Annotated in this window: 20 protein-coding genes and 1 tRNA gene; 12 read left to right on the top strand and 9 right to left on the bottom strand. The window is 71.1% G+C overall.

Annotated elements, in window-relative coordinates:
* Positions 1 to 7: 7 nt before the first annotated feature.
* Together ACSMXV_RS10400 and ACSMXV_RS10395 are read right to left on the bottom strand one after the other, a co-directional pair.
* Entirely contained in the window at positions 8 to 1,405 is a 1,398-nt protein-coding gene (locus ACSMXV_RS10400; RefSeq protein WP_473177381.1) for a GntT/GntP/DsdX family permease, read from the bottom strand.
* Between the two features lie 111 nt (positions 1,406 to 1,516).
* Positions 1,517 to 2,041 carry a gluconokinase gene (locus ACSMXV_RS10395; protein ID WP_473177380.1) on the bottom strand — a complete coding sequence of 175 codons (525 nt, stop codon included), beginning with the start codon at positions 2,039 to 2,041 and terminating at the stop codon, positions 1,517 to 1,519.
* Between the two features lie 130 nt (positions 2,042 to 2,171).
* On the opposite strand from ACSMXV_RS10395, the gene ACSMXV_RS10390 reads away from it, so the two are divergent.
* Positions 2,172 to 2,873 carry a FadR/GntR family transcriptional regulator gene (locus ACSMXV_RS10390; protein ID WP_473177379.1) on the top strand — a complete coding sequence of 234 codons (702 nt, stop codon included), beginning with the start codon at positions 2,172 to 2,174 and terminating at the stop codon, positions 2,871 to 2,873.
* Between the two features lie 53 nt (positions 2,874 to 2,926).
* Here ACSMXV_RS10390 and ACSMXV_RS10385 read toward each other — a convergent pair whose 3' ends face one another.
* Positions 2,927 to 3,346: a YchJ family protein gene (locus ACSMXV_RS10385; protein ID WP_473177378.1), complete on the bottom strand. Its 420-nt coding sequence runs from the start codon at positions 3,344 to 3,346 to the stop codon at positions 2,927 to 2,929.
* 134 nt (positions 3,347 to 3,480) lie between these two features.
* Here ACSMXV_RS10385 and ACSMXV_RS10380 point away from each other — a divergent pair, with 134 nt between their 5' ends.
* Entirely contained in the window at positions 3,481 to 3,642 is a 162-nt protein-coding gene (locus tag ACSMXV_RS10380) for a ferredoxin (protein WP_473177377.1), read from the top strand.
* A 78-nt stretch (positions 3,643 to 3,720) separates the two neighbouring features.
* On the opposite strand, the gene ACSMXV_RS10375 is transcribed toward ACSMXV_RS10380, so the two are convergent.
* Positions 3,721 to 3,805: transfer RNA gene (locus ACSMXV_RS10375), tRNA-Leu, on the bottom strand.
* A gap of 215 nt (positions 3,806 to 4,020) precedes the next feature.
* On the opposite strand from ACSMXV_RS10375, the gene ACSMXV_RS10370 reads away from it, so the two are divergent.
* The 3 genes from ACSMXV_RS10370 to ACSMXV_RS10360 all read left to right on the top strand — a co-directional run bounded on the left by ACSMXV_RS10370 (position 4,021) and on the right by ACSMXV_RS10360 (position 6,626).
* Positions 4,021 to 5,355 carry a M20/M25/M40 family metallo-hydrolase gene (locus ACSMXV_RS10370; RefSeq protein ID WP_473177376.1) on the top strand — a complete coding sequence of 445 codons (1,335 nt, stop codon included), beginning with the start codon at positions 4,021 to 4,023 and terminating at the stop codon, positions 5,353 to 5,355.
* Between the two features lie 203 nt (positions 5,356 to 5,558).
* Positions 5,559 to 5,792 carry a chaplin ChpH gene (gene chpH, locus ACSMXV_RS10365; protein ID WP_181657366.1) on the top strand — a complete coding sequence of 78 codons (234 nt, stop codon included), beginning with the start codon at positions 5,559 to 5,561 and terminating at the stop codon, positions 5,790 to 5,792.
* Positions 5,793 to 5,927: 135 nt separating this feature from the next.
* A complete protein-coding gene (locus ACSMXV_RS10360; protein ID WP_473177375.1) occupies positions 5,928 to 6,626 on the top strand; it encodes a chaplin in 699 nt (232 codons plus the stop codon).
* A 148-nt stretch (positions 6,627 to 6,774) separates the two neighbouring features.
* Here the strand turns inward: ACSMXV_RS10360 and ACSMXV_RS10355 are convergent, their stop codons facing one another.
* The gene (locus tag ACSMXV_RS10355) at positions 6,775 to 6,963 is read right to left on the bottom strand and encodes a DUF5703 family protein (protein WP_067272272.1); all 189 of its coding nucleotides are present in this window, start codon (positions 6,961 to 6,963) and stop codon (positions 6,775 to 6,777) included.
* 47 nt (positions 6,964 to 7,010) lie between these two features.
* On the opposite strand from ACSMXV_RS10355, the gene ACSMXV_RS10350 reads away from it, so the two are divergent.
* Positions 7,011 to 7,694: a hypothetical protein gene (locus ACSMXV_RS10350; protein WP_473177374.1), complete on the top strand. Its 684-nt coding sequence runs from the start codon at positions 7,011 to 7,013 to the stop codon at positions 7,692 to 7,694.
* A 106-nt stretch (positions 7,695 to 7,800) separates the two neighbouring features.
* Here ACSMXV_RS10350 and ACSMXV_RS10345 read toward each other — a convergent pair whose 3' ends face one another.
* Complete coding sequence (locus tag ACSMXV_RS10345) at positions 7,801 to 10,467, bottom strand: helix-hairpin-helix domain-containing protein (RefSeq protein ID WP_473177373.1); 2,667 nt, start codon at positions 10,465 to 10,467, stop codon at positions 7,801 to 7,803.
* 26 nt (positions 10,468 to 10,493) lie between these two features.
* The gene (locus tag ACSMXV_RS10340; protein WP_473177372.1) at positions 10,494 to 11,477 is read right to left on the bottom strand and encodes an aldo/keto reductase; all 984 of its coding nucleotides are present in this window, start codon (positions 11,475 to 11,477) and stop codon (positions 10,494 to 10,496) included.
* Between the two features lie 262 nt (positions 11,478 to 11,739).
* On the opposite strand from ACSMXV_RS10340, the gene ACSMXV_RS10335 reads away from it, so the two are divergent.
* Entirely contained in the window at positions 11,740 to 12,804 is a 1,065-nt protein-coding gene (locus ACSMXV_RS10335; protein WP_473177371.1) for an LLM class F420-dependent oxidoreductase, read from the top strand.
* Between the two features lie 266 nt (positions 12,805 to 13,070).
* The gene (locus tag ACSMXV_RS10330) at positions 13,071 to 13,859 is read left to right on the top strand and encodes a ferritin-like domain-containing protein (RefSeq protein WP_473177370.1); all 789 of its coding nucleotides are present in this window, start codon (positions 13,071 to 13,073) and stop codon (positions 13,857 to 13,859) included.
* 85 nt (positions 13,860 to 13,944) lie between these two features.
* On the opposite strand, the gene corA is transcribed toward ACSMXV_RS10330, so the two are convergent.
* Complete coding sequence (gene corA, locus ACSMXV_RS10325) at positions 13,945 to 14,943, bottom strand: magnesium/cobalt transporter CorA (RefSeq protein WP_473177369.1); 999 nt, start codon at positions 14,941 to 14,943, stop codon at positions 13,945 to 13,947.
* Between the two features lie 137 nt (positions 14,944 to 15,080).
* Here corA and ACSMXV_RS10320 point away from each other — a divergent pair, with 137 nt between their 5' ends.
* The 4 genes from ACSMXV_RS10320 to mshC all read left to right on the top strand — a co-directional run bounded on the left by ACSMXV_RS10320 (position 15,081) and on the right by mshC (position 18,879).
* Complete coding sequence (locus ACSMXV_RS10320) at positions 15,081 to 15,770, top strand: histidine phosphatase family protein (RefSeq protein WP_181657359.1); 690 nt, start codon at positions 15,081 to 15,083, stop codon at positions 15,768 to 15,770.
* Positions 15,771 to 15,975: 205 nt separating this feature from the next.
* Positions 15,976 to 16,566 carry a DUF3090 domain-containing protein gene (locus ACSMXV_RS10315; RefSeq protein WP_473177368.1) on the top strand — a complete coding sequence of 197 codons (591 nt, stop codon included), beginning with the start codon at positions 15,976 to 15,978 and terminating at the stop codon, positions 16,564 to 16,566.
* Positions 16,530 to 17,354: an SCO1664 family protein gene (locus ACSMXV_RS10310; RefSeq protein ID WP_473177367.1), complete on the top strand. Its 825-nt coding sequence runs from the start codon at positions 16,530 to 16,532 to the stop codon at positions 17,352 to 17,354. The genes ACSMXV_RS10315 and ACSMXV_RS10310 overlap by 37 nt, the downstream gene beginning before the upstream one ends.
* Before the next feature lie 295 nt (positions 17,355 to 17,649).
* The gene (mshC, locus tag ACSMXV_RS10305) at positions 17,650 to 18,879 is read left to right on the top strand and encodes a cysteine--1-D-myo-inosityl 2-amino-2-deoxy-alpha-D-glucopyranoside ligase (protein ID WP_473177366.1); all 1,230 of its coding nucleotides are present in this window, start codon (positions 17,650 to 17,652) and stop codon (positions 18,877 to 18,879) included.
* A gap of 414 nt (positions 18,880 to 19,293) precedes the next feature.
* Here mshC and ACSMXV_RS10300 read toward each other — a convergent pair whose 3' ends face one another.
* Positions 19,294 to 20,313: a PAC2 family protein gene (locus tag ACSMXV_RS10300; protein ID WP_473177365.1), complete on the bottom strand. Its 1,020-nt coding sequence runs from the start codon at positions 20,311 to 20,313 to the stop codon at positions 19,294 to 19,296.
* Positions 20,314 to 20,321: the final 8 nt, after the last annotated feature.

Below are 20,321 nucleotides of genomic sequence, written 5' to 3'. Positions count from 1 at the left end.
CCGGGCGCTAGATGATCAAGGACAGCAGCAGCACCAGGGCTCCCGCCACCACCGAGATGATCGTCTCCATCACGGACCAGGTCTTGACGGTCTGGCCGACGCTCAGCCCGAAGTACTCCTTGACGAGCCAGAAACCGGCGTCGTTGACGTGGCTGAAGAAGAGCGAACCCGCACCGATCGCCAGCACCAGCAGGGCCGCGTGCGTGGTCGACATGTCGGCGGCCAGCGGCGCGACCAGTCCGGCCGCGGAGATCGTCGCCACGGTCGCCGAGCCGGTCGCGAGACGGATCGCCACCGCGATCAGCCAGGCGAGCAGCAGCGCCGGAATCGACCAGTCCTTGGAGATGTCCAGGACCATCTGGCCCACGCCCGAGTCGATCAGCGTCTGCTTGAAGCCGCCGCCCGCGCCGACGATCAGCAGGATCCCCGCGATCGGTGCGAGCGACGTCTCGACGGTGGAGGAGATCCGCTCCTTGGTGAATCCGGCGGCGCGGCCCAGCGTGAAGATGCCGACGATCACTGCGGCGAGCAGCGCGAACATCGACGAACCGATGACATCGAAGACCCGCTGTACGGAGTTCTCGGGGTCGTCGATGACGATGTCCACCAGGGCCTTGGCCAGCATGAGCACGACGGGCAGCAGCACCGTGGCGAGGGTGATGCCGAAGCCGGGGCGCTTGTCCAGGTCCTCGGACGGGCGCTGCTGGGTCATCCGCTCCGGCACCGGTACGTCCACCCAGCGGGCCGCGTACTTCGAGAACAGCGGACCCGCGATGATCACGGTCGGGATGGCGACGACGATGCCGAGGGCCAGCGTCACGCCGAGGTTGGCCTTGACCGCGTCGATGGCGACGAGCGGGCCGGGGTGCGGCGGGATGAGGCCGTGCATCACCGACAGGCCGGCGAGCGCCGGGATGCCGATGCGCATCAGCGAGTAGTTGCCGCGCTTGGCGACCATCAGCACCACGGGGATCAGCAGCACGATGCCGACCTCGAAGAAGAGCGGCAGCCCGATCACGGAGGCGATCAGCACCATTGCCCAGGGCATGGTGCGCCCGCTCGCCTTGGCGAGGATCGTGTCGACGATCTGGTCCGCGCCGCCGGAGTCGGCCAGCAGCTTGCCGAGGATCGCGCCCAGCGCGATCAGCACGCCCACGCCCGCCACGGTGGAGCCCAGGCCGGTGGTGAAGCTCGCGATGGCCTTGTCGAGCGGGGCGCCCGCGAAGGCGCCGAGCGCGAGTGACCCGATGGTCAGCGCCAGGAACGCATGGAGCTTGAACTTCGTGATGAGCAGGACGATGACGGCGATGCCCGCGAGGACGGCTATGCCGAGCTGGGCATGGCCGGCCGAGGTGATCGGCTCGACGGCGTCCGCTGCAAGCGTCTCGACGCTGAGACTGGTCACGGTCTGATCCCTTGCATGAGTTGGGGGGTTCGGGGGTGGGGAGGTGTGGCGGTCCGAGCAGGCAGGCGCGGCCGCCCGCTCACCGGACCGGGAACGGGGTGAGGGCTGGTGCTACTCGGCCGGCTGCTGCCGCGCGAAGGCGCGGAGCGCTTCGACCGCCCGGTCGGTGATCTCGTCCGGGCTGCCCGACACATCGACGGCGACGCCCGCCTCGTCCGGCTCCAGCGGCTGGAGCGTGGCGAACTGGGAGTCCAGCAGGGCGGTCGGCATGAAGTGGCCCTGCCGGTGCGACATGCGGTCCTCGATGAGCTTCCGGTCGCCGGCGAGGTGGACGAAGACGACGCCGGGAGCGGCGGCGCGCAAGCGGTCGCGATAACTCCGCTTCAACGCCGAGCTGCTGACGACACCACCTAGACCGTCCCTGCCGTGCGCCCAGGCGCCGATGGCGTCGAGCCAGGGCCAGCGGTCGTCGTCCGTCAATGGCGTCCCGGCCGACATCTTGGCGATGTTGGACTCGGGGTGGAAGTCGTCGCCCTCGGCGTAGGGAACGCCGAGCCGGGCCGCGAGCAGGGGGCCGATCGTCGTCTTGCCGGTCCCTGCCACGCCCATGACCACGACGACCTGGGGGGTGCTCATCAGTTGCCTCGCTGTCTTCATCGACATCGTGTGTCGACGTAACTGAAGCTTAAAGGTCTGATGAATTCAAGGGAGTGTGACGTACAAGTCTGACTTTTGAGCGCGGCCCGGCGCCTCGTACGCTGACCGCATGACGACACAGGCCCAGGGGCTGCACGCACGCGTACTGGAGACCCTCGGGCCCGCCATCACCGCCGGGGAGTACCAGCCGGGCAGCGTGCTGCGCACCGACGAGCTGGCCGAGCGCCTCAAGGTGTCCCGCTCCGTGATGCGCGAGGCGGTGCGCGTCCTGGAGTCGATGCACCTCGTGGAGTCCCGTCGTCGCGTGGGCGTGACCGTGCGCCCCGTCGCGGAGTGGAACGTCTACGACCCCCAGGTCATCCGCTGGCGCCTCGCCGGCGCCGACCGCCCGCGCCAGCTGCGCTCGCTGACCGTACTGCGCTCGGCCGTCGAACCCATCGCTGCGGGACTGGCCGCGCGCAACGCCACACCCGAGCAGTGTGCGGAACTCACCGAGTGCGCCCTCGGCATGGTCGCCACCTCGCGCGGCCAGCAGCTGGAGGCGTACCTGGTGCACGACATCGCCTTCCACCGGGTGATCCTCAACGCCTCCGGAAACGAGATGTTCGCGCACCTCGGCGACCTCGTGGCCGAGGTACTGGCCGGCCGCACCCACCACCAGGTCATGTTCAAGGACCCCGATCCGCCGGCGGTCCGCCTGCATGTGCAGGTCGCTGAGGCGGTACGGGAAGGCGACGCGGCCCGCGCCGAGGAGCTCACCCGCGAGATCGCGGTGGGCGCGCTCCAGGAACTGGACATCCTGGCGCCCTGACGTCGGCCCGCCCCAGCCGGCTCCGACCGGGGCACCGGCAGTCGGGCGCCCCGCTATTCGGCGAACTCCCCGTCGACGTAGACCCACGCCCCATCGACCCGCGTGAAGCGGCTGCGCTCGTGCAGAACGCCCGGCCGGCCGCCGTCCGTGTAGTGCGCACGGAAGGTCACCGTGCCCGTGGTGTGGAAGGCCGACCCGTCGGTCGTCCCGACGATCTCCAGGCCCGTCCAGCGCATCCCCGGATCGAACTCCACCCGCGGCGGCCGCGTCTCCGGATGCCAGGTCCGCAGCAGATACGCCTCGTCCCGTACCGCGAACGCGCTGTACCGCGACCGCATCAGCGCCTCGGCGGTCGGCGCCGAGGTGGCCCCGGAGTGGAGGCGGCCGCAGCATTCGCCGTACGCGGTGCCGGAACCGCAGGGGCACAGAGCGGGGGCCGCCGGAGCGGAGGGACGGATCTTGCGTCGGGCCATGCGGCCATTGTGCCTGGCAGGGGCGCGGCACCCGCTCGGGCGTACGTGCCGTGCGGTCTGCACTCGAGGCCTCCGCAGGCCGGTAGGGCACATGCGGGCCGGCCTCGGAACTTCCTGCCATCGCCGTCTGCCGGTTGCAGTCGCGCTCCGGCCGACGTGGGCTGAGCACAGTCGACCAGCGCGACGAGGACGGCATCGTCGTGCTGCTCGTCGCCGACCCGCCCGCCGAGCACTGGGCCGACGTCCGGCAGGCCGCGGCGCAGTGCCCCGCCCTCGCCATCACGGTGGAGGAGTGACACGGTGGAGGAGCGACATCGAATGCCCGAGCACACGAAAAACTGCCGGTCACCGAAGTGACCGGCAGTTCGCCGATGTGTCCGAGGGGGGACTTGAACCCCCACGCCCGATAAAGGGCACTAGCACCTCAAGCTAGCGCGTCTGCCATTCCGCCACCCGGACTTGGTGGTCTCTCGCGGTTTCCCGCGGCGACGTGGAAAACCATAGCAAACATTCGGAGGTGCCTGATCACCCGACTGATCACCCACCTGATCACCAGGTGATCACGGGCACCGCCGCTGTTAACGCTGCATGACCGGGCCGGGACCGGCCTTGGGCCCCGCCCGTCCGAGGGGGAGGATGGGGTACCACCAGCAGCTACAGCGGGAGGAAGCAGCGTGAGCGAGTCGAGCGGCGCCAGCAGGGCCGGGTCCGTTTCCGGCGAGGACGAGGTCGTCGACCTCTGCCGCGACCTCATCCGGATCGACACCAGCAACTACGGAGACCACTCGGGGCCGGGTGAGCGAAAGGCCGCCGAGTACGTGGCCGAGAAGCTGGCCGAGGTCGGGCTCGAGCCGCAGATCTTCGAGTCCCACCCGGGCCGCTCCTCCACGGTGGCCCGCATCGAGGGCGAGGACCCCTCGCGGCCCGCACTCCTCATCCACGGCCACACCGATGTCGTACCGGCCAACGCCCACGACTGGACCCACCACCCGTTCTCGGGCGAGATCGCCGACGGCTGCGTGTGGGGCCGCGGCGCCGTCGACATGAAGGACATGGACGCGATGACCCTCGCGGTCGTGCGCGACCGGCTGCGCAGCGGGCGCAAGCCCCCGCGGGACATCGTGCTGGCCTTCGTCGCCGACGAGGAGGCGGGCGGTGTGTACGGCGCGCGCCACCTCGTCGACAAGCACCCCGGCCTCTTCGAGGGTGTCACCGAGGCGATCGGCGAGGTCGGCGGCTTCTCCTTCACCGTCAACGAGCAGCTGCGTCTCTACCTCGTCGAGACGGCCCAGAAGGGCATGCACTGGATGCGGCTCACCGTGGACGGCACGGCCGGCCACGGCTCGATGACCAACGACGACAACGCCATCACGGAGCTCTGCGAGGCGGTAGGGCGGCTCGGCCGGCACAAGTGGCCGGTGCGCGTCACCAAGACCGTACGGTCCTTCCTCGACGAACTCTCCGACGCGCTCGGCACCGAACTCGACCCCGAGGACATGGACGCCACCCTCGCCAAGCTGGGCGGCATCGCGAAGATGGTCGGCGCCACGCTGCGCAACTCCGCGGCCCCGACCATGCTCGGCGCCGGCTACAAGGTGAACGTGATCCCGGGCCAGGCCACCGCACACGTGGACGGGCGCTTCCTGCCGGGGTACGAGGAGGAGTTCCTGGCCGACCTCGACCGGATCCTCGGACCGCGCGTCCGGCGCGAGGACGTGCACGGCGACAAGGCCCTGGAGACTGACTTCGACGGCTCGCTCGTCGACGCGATGCAGTCGGCGCTGCGCGCCGAGGACCCGATCGCGCGGGCCGTTCCGTACATGCTCTCCGGTGGCACGGACGCGAAGTCCTTCGACGATCTCGGCATCCGCTGCTTCGGCTTCGCGCCGCTGCAGCTACCGCCCGAGCTGGACTTCGCCGGCATGTTCCACGGGGTCGACGAGCGGGTCCCGGTCGAGGGGCTCAAGTTCGGCGTGCGCGTACTGGACCGGTTCATCGACGCGTCCTGACGCGATGTCAACTCAATGTATGCGCCTTGTATTTGACCGATTCGCTTGGAGGGCCCTGAGGAATGGACACTCCAACAATCGGCCATACGTGCGCAGTTATCAGAAAGAGTGAATGGAACGATAAGGACGTAGCCCGATTACCGGCTCCTCGTTACTGATGATGCGGTCCGAGACCGGGACCGCATTGCCAATGAGGAGGAAGAATGATCAAGAAGGTCGTCGCTGCCGCGGCTGCCACGGGTGGTCTCGTACTCGCGGGTGCGGGTGTTGCCGCTGCCGACGCCGGTGCTCAGGGTGCCGCTGTGAACTCGCCCGGCGTGCTCTCGGGCAACGTCATTCAGGCCCCGATCCATGTGCCGGTGAACGTCTGTGGCAACACCGTCTCCGTGATCGGGCTGCTGAACCCCGCCTTCGGCAACACCTGCATCAACGACTGACGTTGTGCACCACCCCATGAGGGTCTGAGTCCTAGGCCCCGGAGTTCGCGGGACGAGCTCCGGGGTCGACGGATCTTCCGCGCACGTGCAAGCGGGCCCGTGCGCATTCCGGAAGGTACAAGGCAGGGAAAACCTATGCGACAGGTCACGCGCAAACGCCTCACCCTGGCAGCCGCGACCGGCGTAATCGCCATGACCGGCGGCTACGCACACGCCGACTCGGAAGCGAACGGGACCGCTTCCGACTCGCCCGGCGTGCTCTCGGGCAACAGTGTCCAGGTCCCCGTGGACGTCCCGGTGAACGTGTGCGGGAACACGGTGAACGTCGTCGGGGTCCTCAACCCCGCGGCGGACAACGACTGCGGCAACGTCTCCGACGACAACGGCGACAACGGCAACGGCCAGGCGTCCGGCGGCGGCTCGGAGGCGGGCGGTCACGCGAGCGACTCGCCCGGCATCGGCTCCGGCAACAACATCCAGGTGCCGGTCGACGTGCCGGTCAACGTCTGCGGCAACAACGTCACCGTCGGCGGCCTCGGCAACGCGGCGGCGGACAACGAGTGCGGCAACGCCTCGGACGGCAACGAGGCGGCACCGCCGGGCGGCAACACGCCCTCCGACCCGGCGCACCCGGACGAGCCGCAGGCGCCGGTCGGGGACCCGGGCGCCTCCGACCCCAACCAGCCGGAGACGCACATCGTGACGGCGCCCCAGGGCGCCGAGCAGCTCGCTGCGACCGGCAGTTCGCTGCCGGTGGGCATGGTCCTTCCGGTGGGCGCGGGTGCGCTGCTCGCCGGTGCCGTGCTCTACCGCAAGGCCCGGTCGGCCGCGTAACTGCGAGTAGCGCAGGCGTAACCGAGAGCGCGCACGTACCTGCGCAGCACACCGAAGACCACCAAGTGACGCATGTCACCGAGGTGGTGCACGGAACGGACGGAGCGGGCCCGCAGCTGCCGGGCCCGCTCCGTTCCGCCGTCTCAGGTCACCACGTGGCACGTACCTGGCGGATGATCCGTCGGCGCAAGCGCACCCTGCGGCTCCCGTCCGGGTGGAGCCGGAGACGGTCCAGCTCCCAGTGTCCGTACTCGGCATGGTCGGTCAGCAGACGTGTGGTCTCCTTACGGGACACCCCGCGCGGTACGTACACGTCGACAAATTCGTATTCCGGCATCGCATCTATTGTGCGGGCAGAGGCTCCGTACGGATAGCGTCTGCAGTATGTCTGATGCTGCGCAGCCCACCGCTGCCGAGGTACGCGCCGCCGCGGAGGCGGTCAAGGCTGCGCTCGACCGCCACCTGGCAGCGGTCGAGCGCAGGTCGGGAGAGGACGACCCGGCCGTCTACGAAGCGTTCAACGAGCTGGCCGCGGCGGCCGAGGAGTACGACGAGCTCCTCTACGACCGCTACGACGAGGTCACCCCCTTCGAGATCCCCGGCACGGAGGACACGCTGCCGCCGTACACGGGTCCCGAGGAACCGAACGCGCTCAGCGTGCTGATCCGCCGCGACTATGCCGTGGTGGAGCCGCAGCGACTGATGGCCCAGGCCCAGCGGGTCGCGGCCGTGGAGGAGGAATCCGCAGGGGGCGCGGCGAACGGCTCCGCCCACGGTGCGCTGGGCATCCTGTTCGGTGAGTTCGAACCGGATGAGATCGCATCGCGGCACAAGGAGTTCGGCCTCGAGGAGGGCGACTCCACGCTGTGGGTGACCGTCGCCGACGAGCCACCGGAGCCGGGGGAGTGGCTGGACGCCCCCTTCGAACAGGTCGACCCCCAGCGGGTCGTGTGCCGCTTCGACGTCAGCTCGGTCTTCGACGACGAGCCGGAGGACGACGAGGACGACGATCTGGAGCCGCTGGGCTCCGACGACGACCTTGAGGAGGATCTGCGGGCCGAGCCGTGATCCTTGGCATGGGCCTGGGAGACCCGGCCCACGCCAGGGTTTGCCTACAAGGGTTGCTTATGGGCATGGGAGGTACCCCATCGCCTTGGGTACGTCCCATGCCTGGCTAACCCCCGGCGGGAACCTGCATCCGCATCAGTGTCTGCAGCCGCGTCGTCCGTGGCTTCGCCGGGATCTCCGCCACCGCCCGCGGCAGAGCCTGGTCCGCCCCGTGCACCACGGACAGATGCCGGTCGGCGCGGCCGAAGGCTGTGTATACCCAGGCACGGGTCAGGGCCTGGGCCGCATCGCCGGGAAGGACGACGACCGCGGCGGGCCACCGCTGTCCCACCGCCTGGTGCGCGGTCAGCGCCCACCCGTGCCGCACGAGGCGCTCCACCTGCTCCTTCGGTACGACCACGGGCGTGCCCGCGCAGTCCAGGTGCAGCCCGTCCGCGTCGGCCTTCACCACGCGCCCCGGCACCGTACGGCCGAGGGCCGGCGAGTATGCGACGCGGTCGCCGGGGTCGAAGCCGCCGAACCGGCCGGGGCCGGGGTTCAGCCGCTCCTTCAGCGCCGTGTTCAACGCCCGCGTACCTGCCGCGCCGCCATGTCCCGGCGTGATCACCTGGGTGTGTTCGGAGGGCACCCCGATCGCCCTGGGCACGGAGTCGGCGACCAGCTGCACCGTGCGGTGCACCGCCTCGCCGGGGTCCCGCACCGGCACGATCACGACTTCCTTGCCGGGGGCCCCGACCTCGTTGAGCTCGCCGATGCCGATTCCGGAGACCAGCTCGCCGATGGGACCCGGGTCGGGCGTACGGGAGGCGATCTGCGGGCAGACGCGGGCGGCCAGCAGATCCCCGAAGACGCGGCCCGCGCCGGCCGACCACAGGACGGACGGGTCACCGCTCAGCACCAGCCGCGCTCCGTCCGGCAGCGACTCTACGACCATCGCCGCGGTCTCGACGTCCAGCTGGGGTGCGTCCAGCACGACCAGCAGATCGACCGCCAACGCTCCGTCGGCGTCCCGCCCGGGCCCTTCCGCACCGGCGAGGAGCCCGGCCACGGTGGCGACGGCGCCGTCCGGTTCGCCTTGTTCCGCTGCTACGCCCGCCGTCCCCGCGCCGGCCGCCGCCGAGCCCTCCGCGGCGGCGAGGAGAGCGGCGAAGCGGCGCCGCCCGTCAGGACTGTGGGTGGCAGCACACACGCGCAGGCCCATGGCCCGCGCGGCGGCGACCAGCGCGGCCGGTTCCGCCCGCGCCGCCTCGCCTCCGGTGTGCAGCACGAGACCGTGCCCGGCCACCGCGCGAATCACCTCCGCGGCGGAGCGTGACGCGGCACCGGCGGCACGCTCCCAGGCGGCGACGTCCGTCTCATCGGGCTTCACCAGGGAATTGATCACCCGTGCCAGACCGTCGGCCAGGCTCTCCTCGGCCAGTGCACAGCGCTCGAGGCCGATGAGGACCCGGACCGGCCGCTCGCCTTCGGCATCCTCCTCGCCCGCCGCGCCCCCTCCGGAGGGCGGGAGCGCGGCGGTGGAGGGGGATGCATCGAGTGCGTCCTGAAAGACGAGCACGTCGCCGTCCGCGATGGCGTTCTGCGCGGCGGCGTCCGGATCGGTCACCGAGCGTTGCGCGAGCGCGGCGCGGAGTTCGTCGGCGTCGAGGGCCGTGTGCCCGGCCAGGGCCGCCTGCTCCAGCAGCCATACGGTGATCGCGCGGCCCCTGCGCTCGTCGTCCGGGCCGCACTCGGCACCGAGCAGGGCCTGGGCGAACCCGTCGGCCTGCTCGGGCCGCACACCGGCGATCCGGAGCAACTGCCAAGGGTCGGCGCGCAGTTGAGTGGCCGCACCGTCGCCCAGAGCGGCGGCGGCCGGTACGGCGAGGGCGGCAGGGGCGCCGCCCGCGGTCAGTACCTCCCGTACCGCCTCGACGGTCTCCGGCGCGGGCGCCGCACCCGACGCGGGTGCCGCAGTAGACGCAGGCGTGGGTCTGCGCACCGGTTCCTGGGCCGGCTTGCGCGGCGCAGGTTCCGGCTCGTCGAAGACATGGGCGACGGGACGCTCACCGCTCTCCACTGCCCGCACCGCGGCCAGCAGATCAGCTGCCTTCCCGGTGAGCTTCGCCCCAGCGGTGACCGGCCCCTGCTTCTCGGCCTTCCGCTTCTCGATCCGCTCCCGAAGGGCCCGCTGCGCCGCCAACTCGGCCTCGGCATCGGACATCTCCCCGCCGACGCCCGCGCCCTCATCTCCACCACGACCCGCGCCACCCTCAGCGTCCACGGCCGCATCGCCATCCGCGCCCGCGCCGCGCGCAGTGTCCCCGGCCGGGGTGCGCTTCTCGGTCTCGTCCTCGTCGCCGCCGGCTCCCGATCCGCTTCGGTCTGCAGCCGGGGTCCGGTCGTGCTCCCCGGCCCCCGTAGCGCCGTCCGCCGCGGCCCCGGCTTCGGCGCGACTCTCGGCCTCGCCGTCGCCCGGGGCTGCGGGCTGTGCCGACGCAGCAGTGTCCGCGCCGGGCCGAGCCGCGCGCTCCTCCGAGGGCTCAGCCTCGCCATCGCTGCGGCCACCGCCCCTGGCCCCTGCCGCGCCTTCAGGCGGCCCTCCGGCCCTCGGGTCCCCAGGTCCTCCGACACGGGCAGCCGCGCCGGCCCCGGCGGAGGCGGCGCCGGAGTCGGCGGCCGTGCCGGGCCCGGCGGTCCGGACGCCGACGGCCCCCGCACCTCCGGCGCCCGGGCCCACCGCACCCTCGGGGTTCCCCGGGACGCCCGGGGAACCCCCCGGCTCGGTTCCCATCGCGGCAGCGGACTCCCGCTCCGTACTCACAGCGTGCTCCAGTCCTGGTCGGGATAGCGGTGCACCGGCGCCGACACGTCGTCGAGCGCCTCGCAGATCTCGTCAGGAAGACTAAGCGTCTCCACTGACAATGCCGCGGTGAGCTGCTGTGCGGTGCGGGCGCCGACGATCGGTGCGACGACTCCGGGGCGGTCCCGTACCCAGGCGAGGGCCACCTGCAGTGGCGTCGAGGCGAGCCCGTCGGCCGCCGTCGCCACCGCGTCGACGATGCGGCTCGCGGCGTCGTCCAGGTAAGGCGCGACAAACGGGGCGAGGTGTTCGGAGGCGCCGCGGGAGTCGGCCGGGGTGGCGTGCCGGTACTTGCCGGTGAGCACGCCACGCCCCAGCGGCGAGGACGGCAGCAACCCCACGCCGAGGTCCAGCGCCGCGGGCAGCACCTCCCGCTCGACGCCGCGCTGCAGCAGGGAGTACTCCATCTGCGTACTGGCCAGCCGCGTCCGCACACCGGGCCCCGCGAGCTGCCACGTCGCCGCCTTGGCGAGCTGCCAGCCGCAGAAGTTCGACACGCCCGCATAGCGCGCGCGTCCGCTGCTGACGGCGATGTCCAGGGCCTGCAGCGTCTCGTCCAAGGGCGTCTCGGGGTCGAACGCGTGCACCTGCCACAAGTCGACGTAGTCGGTCCCGAGGCGGCTCAGGGAGGCGTCGAGGGCCGCCAGCAGATGGCCGCGCGAGCCGTCGAAGCGCCTGTCCGGATCCGGCACACTGCCCGCCTTGGTCGCGATCACCAGATCCCGCCGCGGAACCAGACCTTCCATGAGCTGTCCGAGCAGATACTCGGCCTCGCCGTCGCCGTACACATCGGCGGTGTCGACGAGCGTGCCGCCCGCCTCCCAGAAGACCTTCAACAGGTCCGCGGCGTCGCGCTCGTCGGTGTCCCGCCCCCAGGTCAGGGTGCCGAGTCCGATGCGGGACACACGCAGGCCGGTACGGCCGAGATGCCTCTGCTCCATGGGCGCTGAGATTACTGGCCGGACGTCTACGTGTGTGGCCCTGTGGACAACCACCTGTGGACAACGCCGTCCGTGGACACTGCCGTGTGGACCCCGCCCTGCGGACATCGGCTCATGGACATCCTGCGCACGGGTTGTTCCCGCCCGTCTTGTTCCCGCCCGTCTTGCTCCGTCTTGCTCCACCCATCGCTGACGCAGGCCGCACCAGCGCGCTAGGGTCTCCGGCACAAGGGACGTTACTGATGGGTAAGGGGATTCGGCCATGAAGCTCGGTATCAACCTCGGCTACTGGGGCGCCGGGATGGACGCGGACAATCTGGCCGTCGCCCAGGAGGCCGACCGGCTGGGCTACGCGGTCTGCTGGGCGGCCGAGGCCTACGGCTCCGACGCCGCCACCGTGCTGACCTGGGTCGCCGCCCACACCGAGCGCATCGACGTCGGATCCGCGATCTTCCAGATCCCGGCCCGCCAGCCCGCCATGACCGCGATGACCGCGGCGACCCTGGACTCGCTCTCCGGCGGCCGCTTCCGGCTGGGCCTCGGCGTCTCGGGGCCCCAGGTCTCCGAGGGCTGGTACGGCGTGAAGTTCGACAAGCCGCTGGCACGCACGCGTGAGTACGTGGAGATCGTGCGCAAGGCCATGACGCGCGAGCGCCTGTCGTACGAGGGCGAGCACTGGACGCTGCCGCTGCCGGGCGGCCCGGGCAAGCCGATCAAGCTCACCGTGCACCCGCAGCGCGAGCACATCCCGCTGTACATCGCGGCGATCGGCCCGAAGAACCTGGAGCAGACCGGCGAGATCGCCGACGGCGCGCTGCTGATCTTCCCGTCGGCCGAGCACCTGGAGGAGACGGCGCTGCGGCACCTGCGGGCGGGCCGCGAGAAGGCGGGTCTGACGATGGAGGGCTTCGACGTCGCCCCGACCCTGCCGATCGCCGTGAGCCCGGACGGCTCGGACGAGAACGTGTCCGCGCTGGCCGACCTGTTCCGCCCGTACACCGCGCTCTACGTGGGCGGCATGGGCAGTCGCAAGCAGAACTTCTACAACCAGCTCGCGCAGCGCATGGGGTACGAGAAGGAGGCCGCCGAGATCCAGGACAAGTACCTGTCCGGCGACAAGGAGGGCGCGGCCGCCGCTGTCCCGCAGCAGCTGATCGACCAGACCACTCTGCTCGGCTCGGTGGACCGCATCGCCGAGCGGATGCGTGCCTACGCCGCGGCCGGGGTCACCACCCTCACGCTGGCCCCCGCGGGCTTCACGCTGGACGAGCGGATCGCGTCCCTGCGGGCCGGCGTCGACGCCCTGGAGCGTGCCGGGCTGGCGTAACAGCAGAGGCCGCAAGCGCGGGAGAAAGTTTCTGCGGCCGTGGTGGGGGCTCGGGGGTCTTCCCCGCCACGGCCGTCGCCCGGAACAACGCGTCAAGGCCCCCTCGGTTACGCGGTCTTCCGACCCTACGCGGCCCTTCTCCCTCTACGCGGCCCTTCCGACACAGGCGTCCTCCGTTTGGCGGAGTTGTCCGACACACCTGTTGCCCCTCGCGTGCCACCGCATTTGACTCGTTCTTTGCGGACCCCTGCACGGAGGTGGCAGTGATGCTTTCAGCGAAGAGCCTTTTCCAGGAGATCCTCGACAACGACGAGTCCTTCCGGCTGTTCTGTTCCATCGCCGCCAGCGGGGAGGCCCAGGGCGGCTGGGAGAACGGCCGTATCGCCGCGCTCGTGCCCGAGAGCGAGCGGGAGCTGGCGCCCAAGGTCGCGCGCCACGGCGCGGACGAGGACAAGCACGGGCGGATCTTCAACGCACTGCTGAAGAGGCGCGGTCTGGAACCGGTCGAGGTCCCGCACGAAACGGACTACACAATGCTCCTCGAGAAGCACGGCATCGGGCTCGCACACGAACAGCTCAAGCGCGACGAGCCCCTCACCGTCCAGGACATCGTCACGTATCTCGCCCACAGCCGGGTCACCGAACAGCGCGCCTCCGAGCAGATGGAACTGCTGCGCAAGCACTTCGCCGACCACCCCGACATCGGCCGCGCGGTCAAGATGATCTCGAGCGACGAGGACAACCACCTCGCGTACTGCCACGAGGAGCTGCTCCGCTTCGCGCGCGCCGGACACGGCCGCACCATCCAGCGGATCCTGCGCGAGAGCGCCCTCGCCGAGATCCGCATCTACCGCGACGTGAGCCTCGCCGTGATGGACCACATGGGCCGCATCCTGGGCTGGCCCCGGGCCAAGGCGGCCCTGCTCGCCGCGGGCATCCACGCCGTGTACGTGTACGAGCGGCTCGGCGGCTGGCGTCGGATGGTGTCCCTGAAGATGCCCGAGCGGCGCGACGCCCTGGGCGGGCCCGCGACGTCGGCACCGGAATTCGCGTAGGGCACGCGCGCGTGCGGGCTCGTTTCCTAGTGCTGTGCGTCCGCACGCGCGCGTGGAGCGCTGTCGGCGTGGTCTGTGGTGAGCCCTAGAGCCAGCCGCGGCTCTTGAACAGCCTGTACAGGCCGATCTCCAGCGCGGCCATGAGCAGGATCACCGCCGGGTACCCCCACGTCCACGTCAGCTCGGGCATGTGCTCGAAGTTCATGCCGTAGATCCCCGCGATCATCGTGGGGACCGCGGCCATGGCCGCCCACGACGAGATCTTCCGCATGTCGTCGTTCTGCCGGACGCTCATCTGCGCCAGATGTGCCGAGAGGACGTCCCCGACCAGCCGGTCCAGGCCCTCCACGGACTCGTTCACGCGTGTCAGATGGTCGCTGACATCACGGAAGAACGGCTGAGCGGCGTCGCTGGCGAACGGCACGGCCGCCGAGTAGGGGCCCGTACCCGCCAGCCGGGTCAGCGGCAGGGCCAGCGGACCGGTGGCCCGGCGGAACTCGAGTACCTGCCGCTTGAACGTGTAGATCCGGGGCGCGGTGTGCCGCGACTCGCCGCGCTCCGGCGAGAACACCTCCGCCTCGAGTTCCTCGAGATCGGTCTGGAGCTCCGTCGCGACCTCCAGATAGCGGTCCACGATCGCGTCGGCGACTGCGTACATCACGGACGTCGGGCCCTGTTTGAGCAGGTCCGGCTCTGCCTCCAGCCGCTGTCGTACCGCCCTCAGAGGCGCCCCTTCGCCGTGCCGGACGCTCACCACGAAGGAGTCGCCGAGGAACAGCATCACCTCGCCCGAGGACACGGTGTCACTCTGCGGCTCGTACACCACCGGCTTGAGGACGAGGAACAGCGAGTCGTCGTACACCTCGAGCTTCGGGCGCTGATGCGCCTTCAGGGCGTCCTCGACCGCCAGCGGGTGTAGGCCGAACTCCTTCGTGACGTGGTCGAATTCGCGTTCAGTGGGCTCGTGCAGTCCGATCCAGACGAACGCGTCCCCGGTGGCCCGCGCCTCGTCCAGCGCGTCGGAGAAGTCCGCGGGCCCCTCGGTCCGGCGCCCGTCGCGGTAGATGGCGCAGTCCACGATCACGCAGCGTCTCCTTCCCGGAGGCAGCCGAAGGCACACCCTCCTGAGGGAACTGAAGAGCGCGCACCCCGAGGCAGCCGAAGGGCACCCTCCTGGAGGCAGCCGAAGATGCACGCTCTCGCTCGGCCTAGGCTTGCGGCATGCCCACGCTGATCCTCGTCCGGCACGGACGCTCCACCGCCAACACCGAAGGACTGCTCGCCGGGTGGACTCCCGGAGTCGCCCTCGACGAGCGGGGCGCGGCCCAGGCGGCCGCCCTGCCCGCCCGGCTGGCCGGTCTGCCGCTCGCCACGGCCGTCACGAGTCCCCTGCAGCGCTGCCGGGAAACGCTGGAGCCACTGCTCGCAGCCCGCCCCGAGCTGTCTCTCCACACCGACGAGCGCATCGGTGAGTGCCGCTACGGAGACTGGTCCGGCCGCAAGCTCGCCGAACTCAAGGACGAGCCGCTGATGGAGGTGGTCCAGCAGCACCCCACGGCGGCCGCCTTCCCCGGCGGCGAGTCCATGCGCGAGATGGCCACCCGGGCCGCTGAGGCCGTACGCGAGTGGAACGCGCGCGTGGAGCGCGAGCACGGCGCCGACGCGGTCTACGTCATGTGCTCGCACGGCGACATCATCAAGTCGCTCGTCGCGGACGCACTCGGCCTTCACCTGGATCTCTTCCAGCGCATCAGCGTGGAACCCTGTTCCGTCACCGCGATCCGCTACACACGGTTGCGCCCCTTTCTCCTCCGCCTCGGCGACACCGGGGACTTCGCCTCGCTGGCTCCGCGCACGGAGCCGGAGAACGGAGGCGATGCCCCGGTGGGAGGCGGTGCGGGAGCACCGTGATCGTCAACCGCAGTAGGGTGAAGCGGTCGAAGTAGCGCAGCAGCCCCCACACCAGCGTTCCCTACCTGTTCAGCACGGTCGCCAGCCATCGCAAATACTGGTCGCACACCCCGCACCAGCAGCAGCAACCGCAGCCGATCCGGTCAGCGGCAACCGCAGCCGACCGGATCGCAGCAACCGAAGTCGATCCCAATGGAGACAGGACGTGTCCCGTCAGGTGTTCCTCTACAACCCGCCGGACCGCTTCGTGGCCGGTACGGTCGGGCTGCCCGGGCGCCGCACCTTCTTCCTCCAGGCCTCCTCCGGAACCCGCGTGACGAGCGTCGCCCTGGAGAAGACCCAGGTGGCCGCGCTCGCCGAGCGCATGGACGAGCTTCTCGACGAGGTCGTACGGCGCAGCGGGGGAAGCGCGGCCGTTCCGGCCGTCGCCCCCACAGAGGTCTCGGACAGCGCGCCGCTCGAAACCCCCATCGAGGAGGAGTTCCGGGTCGGCACCATGGCGCTGGCCTGGGACGGTGAAGAGCAGCGGATGATCGTCGAAGCCCAGGCACTCGTCGAGCTGGACGCCGACTCCGAGGAGGACCTCGCGGCCGCCGAGGAGCGGCTGTTGCAGGACGAGGAGAACGGCCCGCCGATGCTCCGCGTCCTCCTCACCGGCGCCCAGGCCAGGGCCTTCGCCAAACGGGCCCTGGACGTCGTCAACGCGGGCCGCCCGCCGTGCCCGCTGTGCAGCCTCCCGCTCGACCCGGAAGGACATGTATGTCCGCGCCAGAACGGATACCGCCGCGGAGCGTGACCGCGACCGAGCTGCTCGCCAAGGGCGAGCTGACGGTGCGCGGCCGCATCCGCGACGCCTCCAACGCGGCGCTCTTCTGCACGGTTTCGTACGAGGGCCAGGAGGCCACCTGCATCTACAAGCCCGTCGCCGGGGAGCGGCCCCTGTGGGACTTCCCGGACGGCACCCTTGCGCAGCGCGAGGTCGCCGCGTACGAGGTGTCCGAGGCCACCGGATGGGGGCTCGTACCGCCCACCGTGCTGCGGGACGGGCCCTACGGCGAGGGCATGTGCCAGCTGTGGATCGAGGCGTCCGTCGAGGACGGCGCGGAGCTTCTGGCCCTCGTGGAAGGGGATGAGCCGGAGGACGGCTGGAAGGCCATCGGTTTCGCGGAGGTGGGCGGCGGGCGCACGGCGCTTCTCGTACACGCCGACGACGAGCGGCTGCGGCGGCTCGCGGTGCTCGACGCGGTGATCAACAACGCCGACCGCAAGGGGAGTCATCTGCTGCCGACCGCCGATGGGCGTCTGTACGGGATCGACCACGGGGTCACGTTTCATGCCGAGGACAAGTTGCGGACGCTGTTGTGGGGGTGGGCGGGGGAGGCGCTGAGCGTCGAGGCGGTGGCGGTGCTCGGGTCCCTGCGGGACGCGCTCGGCGACGGTTCGGGGCTCGCGGTGCGGCTTCGTGAGCTGATCACCTCGGATGAGGTCGAGGCGCTGCGCGCGCGTGTCGAGGTGTTGCTGGTGTCCGGGCGGCATCCGGAGCCGTCGGGGGAGTGGCCGGCCATTCCTTGGCCGCCGGTTTGAGGTCCGCCGTCGTTCGGGTGCGGGTGGTGCGTGGCTGCGGCCCCTGTGGGGCGCTCGAGCCGCTGGGGCACTATTCCGCCTGTGCCCACCCTCCCCCAAGCTCTCGGCTCCGCTCGAGCAGGGGACGCCCATCGCCCTGAGGCACCTCCCAGCGTTGGCTGGGGGAGGAACGACTGCCCACAGGCGCGTGGGCAAGGCCCTGGCCATAGGCGGCGCCGTTGTGCAAGAGGGCCTTTCCGGTCGTCGGAGGCGGTCCGGTTCGTAGGCGGAACATCCGTCCGGTTAGGCTCAGGGCATGCATGCCTGGCCCGCTTCTGAGGTCCCCGCCCTGCCTGGCAAGGGCCGCGACCTTCGGATCCACGACACCGCGACCGGCGGCCTCGTCACACTCGACCCCGGTCCCGTCGCCCGTATCTACGTCTGCGGCATCACTCCGTACGACGCGACCCACATCGGTCACGCGGCGACCTACAACGCGTTCGACCTCGTGCAGCGCGTGTGGCTCGACACGAAGCGGCAGGTGCACTACGTCCAGAACGTGACCGACGTCGACGACCCGCTGCTCGAACGCGCCGAGCGCGACGGTGTCGACTGGACAGGGCTCGCGGAGCGCGAGACCACCCTCTTCCGCGAGGACATGACGGCGCTGCGCATGCTCCCGCCGCAGCACTACATCGGCGCGGTCGAGGCCATCCCGGGCATCGTCCCCCTCGTCGAGCGCCTGCGGGACGCGGGCGCCGCGTATGAACTGGAGGGGGACGTCTACTTCTCCGTCGAGGCCGATCCGCACTTCGGCGAGGTCTCGAACCTCGACGCCGCCGCCATGCGGCTGCTCTCCGCCGAGCGCGGCGGCGACCCGGACCGCCCGGGCAAGAAGAACCCGCTCGACCCCATGCTCTGGATGGCCGCCCGCGAGGGCGAGCCGAGCTGGGACGGCGGTTCGCTCGGCCGCGGCCGGCCCGGCTGGCACATCGAGTGCGTGGCCATCGCCCTGGACCATCTCGGGATGGGCTTCGACGTGCAGGGCGGCGGCTCGGACCTCGCCTTCCCGCACCACGAGATGGGTGCGTCGCACGCGCAGGCGCTGACCGGGGAGCATCCGTTCGCCAAGGCGTACGTGCACGCGGGCATGGTGGCGCTGAACGGCGAGAAGATGTCGAAGTCCAAGGGCAACCTCGTCTTCGTGTCGAAGCTGCGGCGCGACGGGGTCGACCCCGCAGCCATACGGCTCGCACTGCTCGCGCACCACTACCGGGCCGACTGGGAGTGGACGGACGAGGTCCTCGAGGAGGCCGTCGCGAGGCTCGCCCGGTGGCGGTCCGCCGTCTCCCGTCCCGACGGCCCGTCCGCCGAGGCCCTGGTCGAGGAGATCCGCGACGCCCTCGCGAACGATCTGGACGCGCCGGCCGCGCTCGCCGCGGTCGACCGCTGGGCGGTGCTCCAGCAGGAGCAGGGCGGTACGGAAGAGGGGGCGCCCGGCGTCGTGTCGCGCGCCGCCGACGCGCTGCTCGGCGTCGCGCTCTAAGTACGCGGGCCTCGGGCGTGCTCTAGGTACACGGCCCGTGGGCGCGCTCGGCGTCGTGTCGCGCGCCGTCGACGCGCTGCTCGGCGTCGCGCTCTAAGTACGCGGGCCTCGGGCGTGCTCTAGGCACACGGCCTGTCGGTACACGGCCTGTGGGCGCGCTCTAGGTACACGATCTGCGGCCCGCTCTAGGTACACGGGCCGCGGGCGCGCTCCAGGCATACGAGCCGTCGGCGCGTCGCGAGCCGAGGGCTCGGCCCCGGGTACCTGACGTCCGCCGAGGCCCCGGGGGACGACACGCCCGTCCGCACCGCGGACGGCCCCGCCGCCCTCGGCCCCGGCGGACGTCGGCGAGACCCGACGACAGAGGGGCGGTGCGCCTGTGGCGCACCGCCCCTCTCGCTCTTCCGGTCCGGCTCACTCCTCCGGCGAGTCCTCGGAGCCTCCGCTCGCTGCCCCGCCGCCCTCGTCGTCGCTCCCCGGCCGCTGCGGCTTCGGCGGCCGGGTGCGGTCGGCCGGGCCTTCGCGCAGATACGGGGCACCGTCGCCGCCCTCCGTGGCATGACCGCCGGCCTGGCCCGCGGCCGGGCCGCCACCGCCGTCCCGCCTGCGCAGATACCGCTCGAACTCACGGGCGATCGCCTCGCCCGACGCCTCCGGGAGCTCGGCGGTGTCCCGCGCCTCCTCCAGCGACTGCACGTACTCGGCGACCTCGCTGTCCTCGGCCGCCAGCTGGTCCACGCCCAGCTGCCACGCGCGCGCGTCCTCGGGCAGCTCTTCCAGCGGGATACGCAGGTCGATCAGGTCCTCAAGCCGGTTCAGCAGGGCGAGAGTGGCCTTCGGGTTCGGTGGCTGCGACACGTAGTGCGGGACGGCCGCCCACAGCGACACCGCCGGCACGCCCGCGTGCGTGCACGCCTCCTGGAGGATGCCGACGATGCCCGTCGGACCCTCGTACTTGGTCTCCTCCAGGTCCATCCTGCGGGCCAGGTCCGGGTCGGACGTGGTGCCGCTGATCGGGACGGGACGCGTGTGCGGTGTGTCGCCGAGCAGTGCGCCCAGGATGACCACGAGCTCCACGCCGAGTTCGTGAGCGAAGCCCAGCAGCTCGTTGCAGAACGATCGCCAGCGCATGGACGGCTCGATGCCGCGGACCAGCACCAGGTCACGCGGCTTGTCGCCGCCGATGCGGATCACCGAGAGCCGGGTCGTCGGCCATGTGATCTTGCGGACGCCGCCGTCCAGCCACACCGTGGGGCGGTTCACCTGGAAGTCGTAGTAGTCCTCCGCGTCGAGCGCCGCGAAGACCTCGCCCTTCCACACCTTGTCGAGATGCGCGACCGCGGTGGAGGCGGCGTCGCCGGCGTCGTTCCAGCCCTCGAACGCGGCCACCATGACCGGGTCGACCAGCTCGGGAACCCCCTCGAGCTCGATCACCCAGCGCC

The organism is Streptomyces sp. DSM 42067, assembly GCF_055792885.1.
This window is presented reverse-complemented; position numbering and strand designations above follow the sequence as displayed.

Coding starts and splice junctions, on each gene's coding strand:
- mshC (WP_473177366.1), top strand. CDS start 17,650: ATGCATGCCTGGCCCGCTTCTGAGGTCCCCGCCCTGCCTGGCAAGGGC.
- ACSMXV_RS10360 (WP_473177375.1), top strand. CDS start 5,928: ATGCGACAGGTCACGCGCAAACGCCTCACCCTGGCAGCCGCGACCGGC.
- ACSMXV_RS10355 (WP_067272272.1), bottom strand. CDS start 6,963: ATGCCGGAATACGAATTTGTCGACGTGTACGTACCGCGCGGGGTGTCC.
- ACSMXV_RS10345 (WP_473177373.1), bottom strand. CDS start 10,467: ATGGGAACCGAGCCGGGGGGTTCCCCGGGCGTCCCGGGGAACCCCGAG.
- chpH (WP_181657366.1), top strand. CDS start 5,559: ATGATCAAGAAGGTCGTCGCTGCCGCGGCTGCCACGGGTGGTCTCGTA.
- ACSMXV_RS10385 (WP_473177378.1), bottom strand. CDS start 3,346: ATGGCCCGACGCAAGATCCGTCCCTCCGCTCCGGCGGCCCCCGCTCTG.
- ACSMXV_RS10395 (WP_473177380.1), bottom strand. CDS start 2,041: ATGAGCACCCCCCAGGTCGTCGTGGTCATGGGCGTGGCAGGGACCGGC.
- ACSMXV_RS10320 (WP_181657359.1), top strand. CDS start 15,081: ATGCCCACGCTGATCCTCGTCCGGCACGGACGCTCCACCGCCAACACC.
- ACSMXV_RS10310 (WP_473177367.1), top strand. CDS start 16,530: ATGTCCGCGCCAGAACGGATACCGCCGCGGAGCGTGACCGCGACCGAG.
- ACSMXV_RS10390 (WP_473177379.1), top strand. CDS start 2,172: ATGACGACACAGGCCCAGGGGCTGCACGCACGCGTACTGGAGACCCTC.
- ACSMXV_RS10335 (WP_473177371.1), top strand. CDS start 11,740: ATGAAGCTCGGTATCAACCTCGGCTACTGGGGCGCCGGGATGGACGCG.
- ACSMXV_RS10340 (WP_473177372.1), bottom strand. CDS start 11,477: ATGGAGCAGAGGCATCTCGGCCGTACCGGCCTGCGTGTGTCCCGCATC.
- ACSMXV_RS10350 (WP_473177374.1), top strand. CDS start 7,011: ATGTCTGATGCTGCGCAGCCCACCGCTGCCGAGGTACGCGCCGCCGCG.
- ACSMXV_RS10330 (WP_473177370.1), top strand. CDS start 13,071: ATGCTTTCAGCGAAGAGCCTTTTCCAGGAGATCCTCGACAACGACGAG.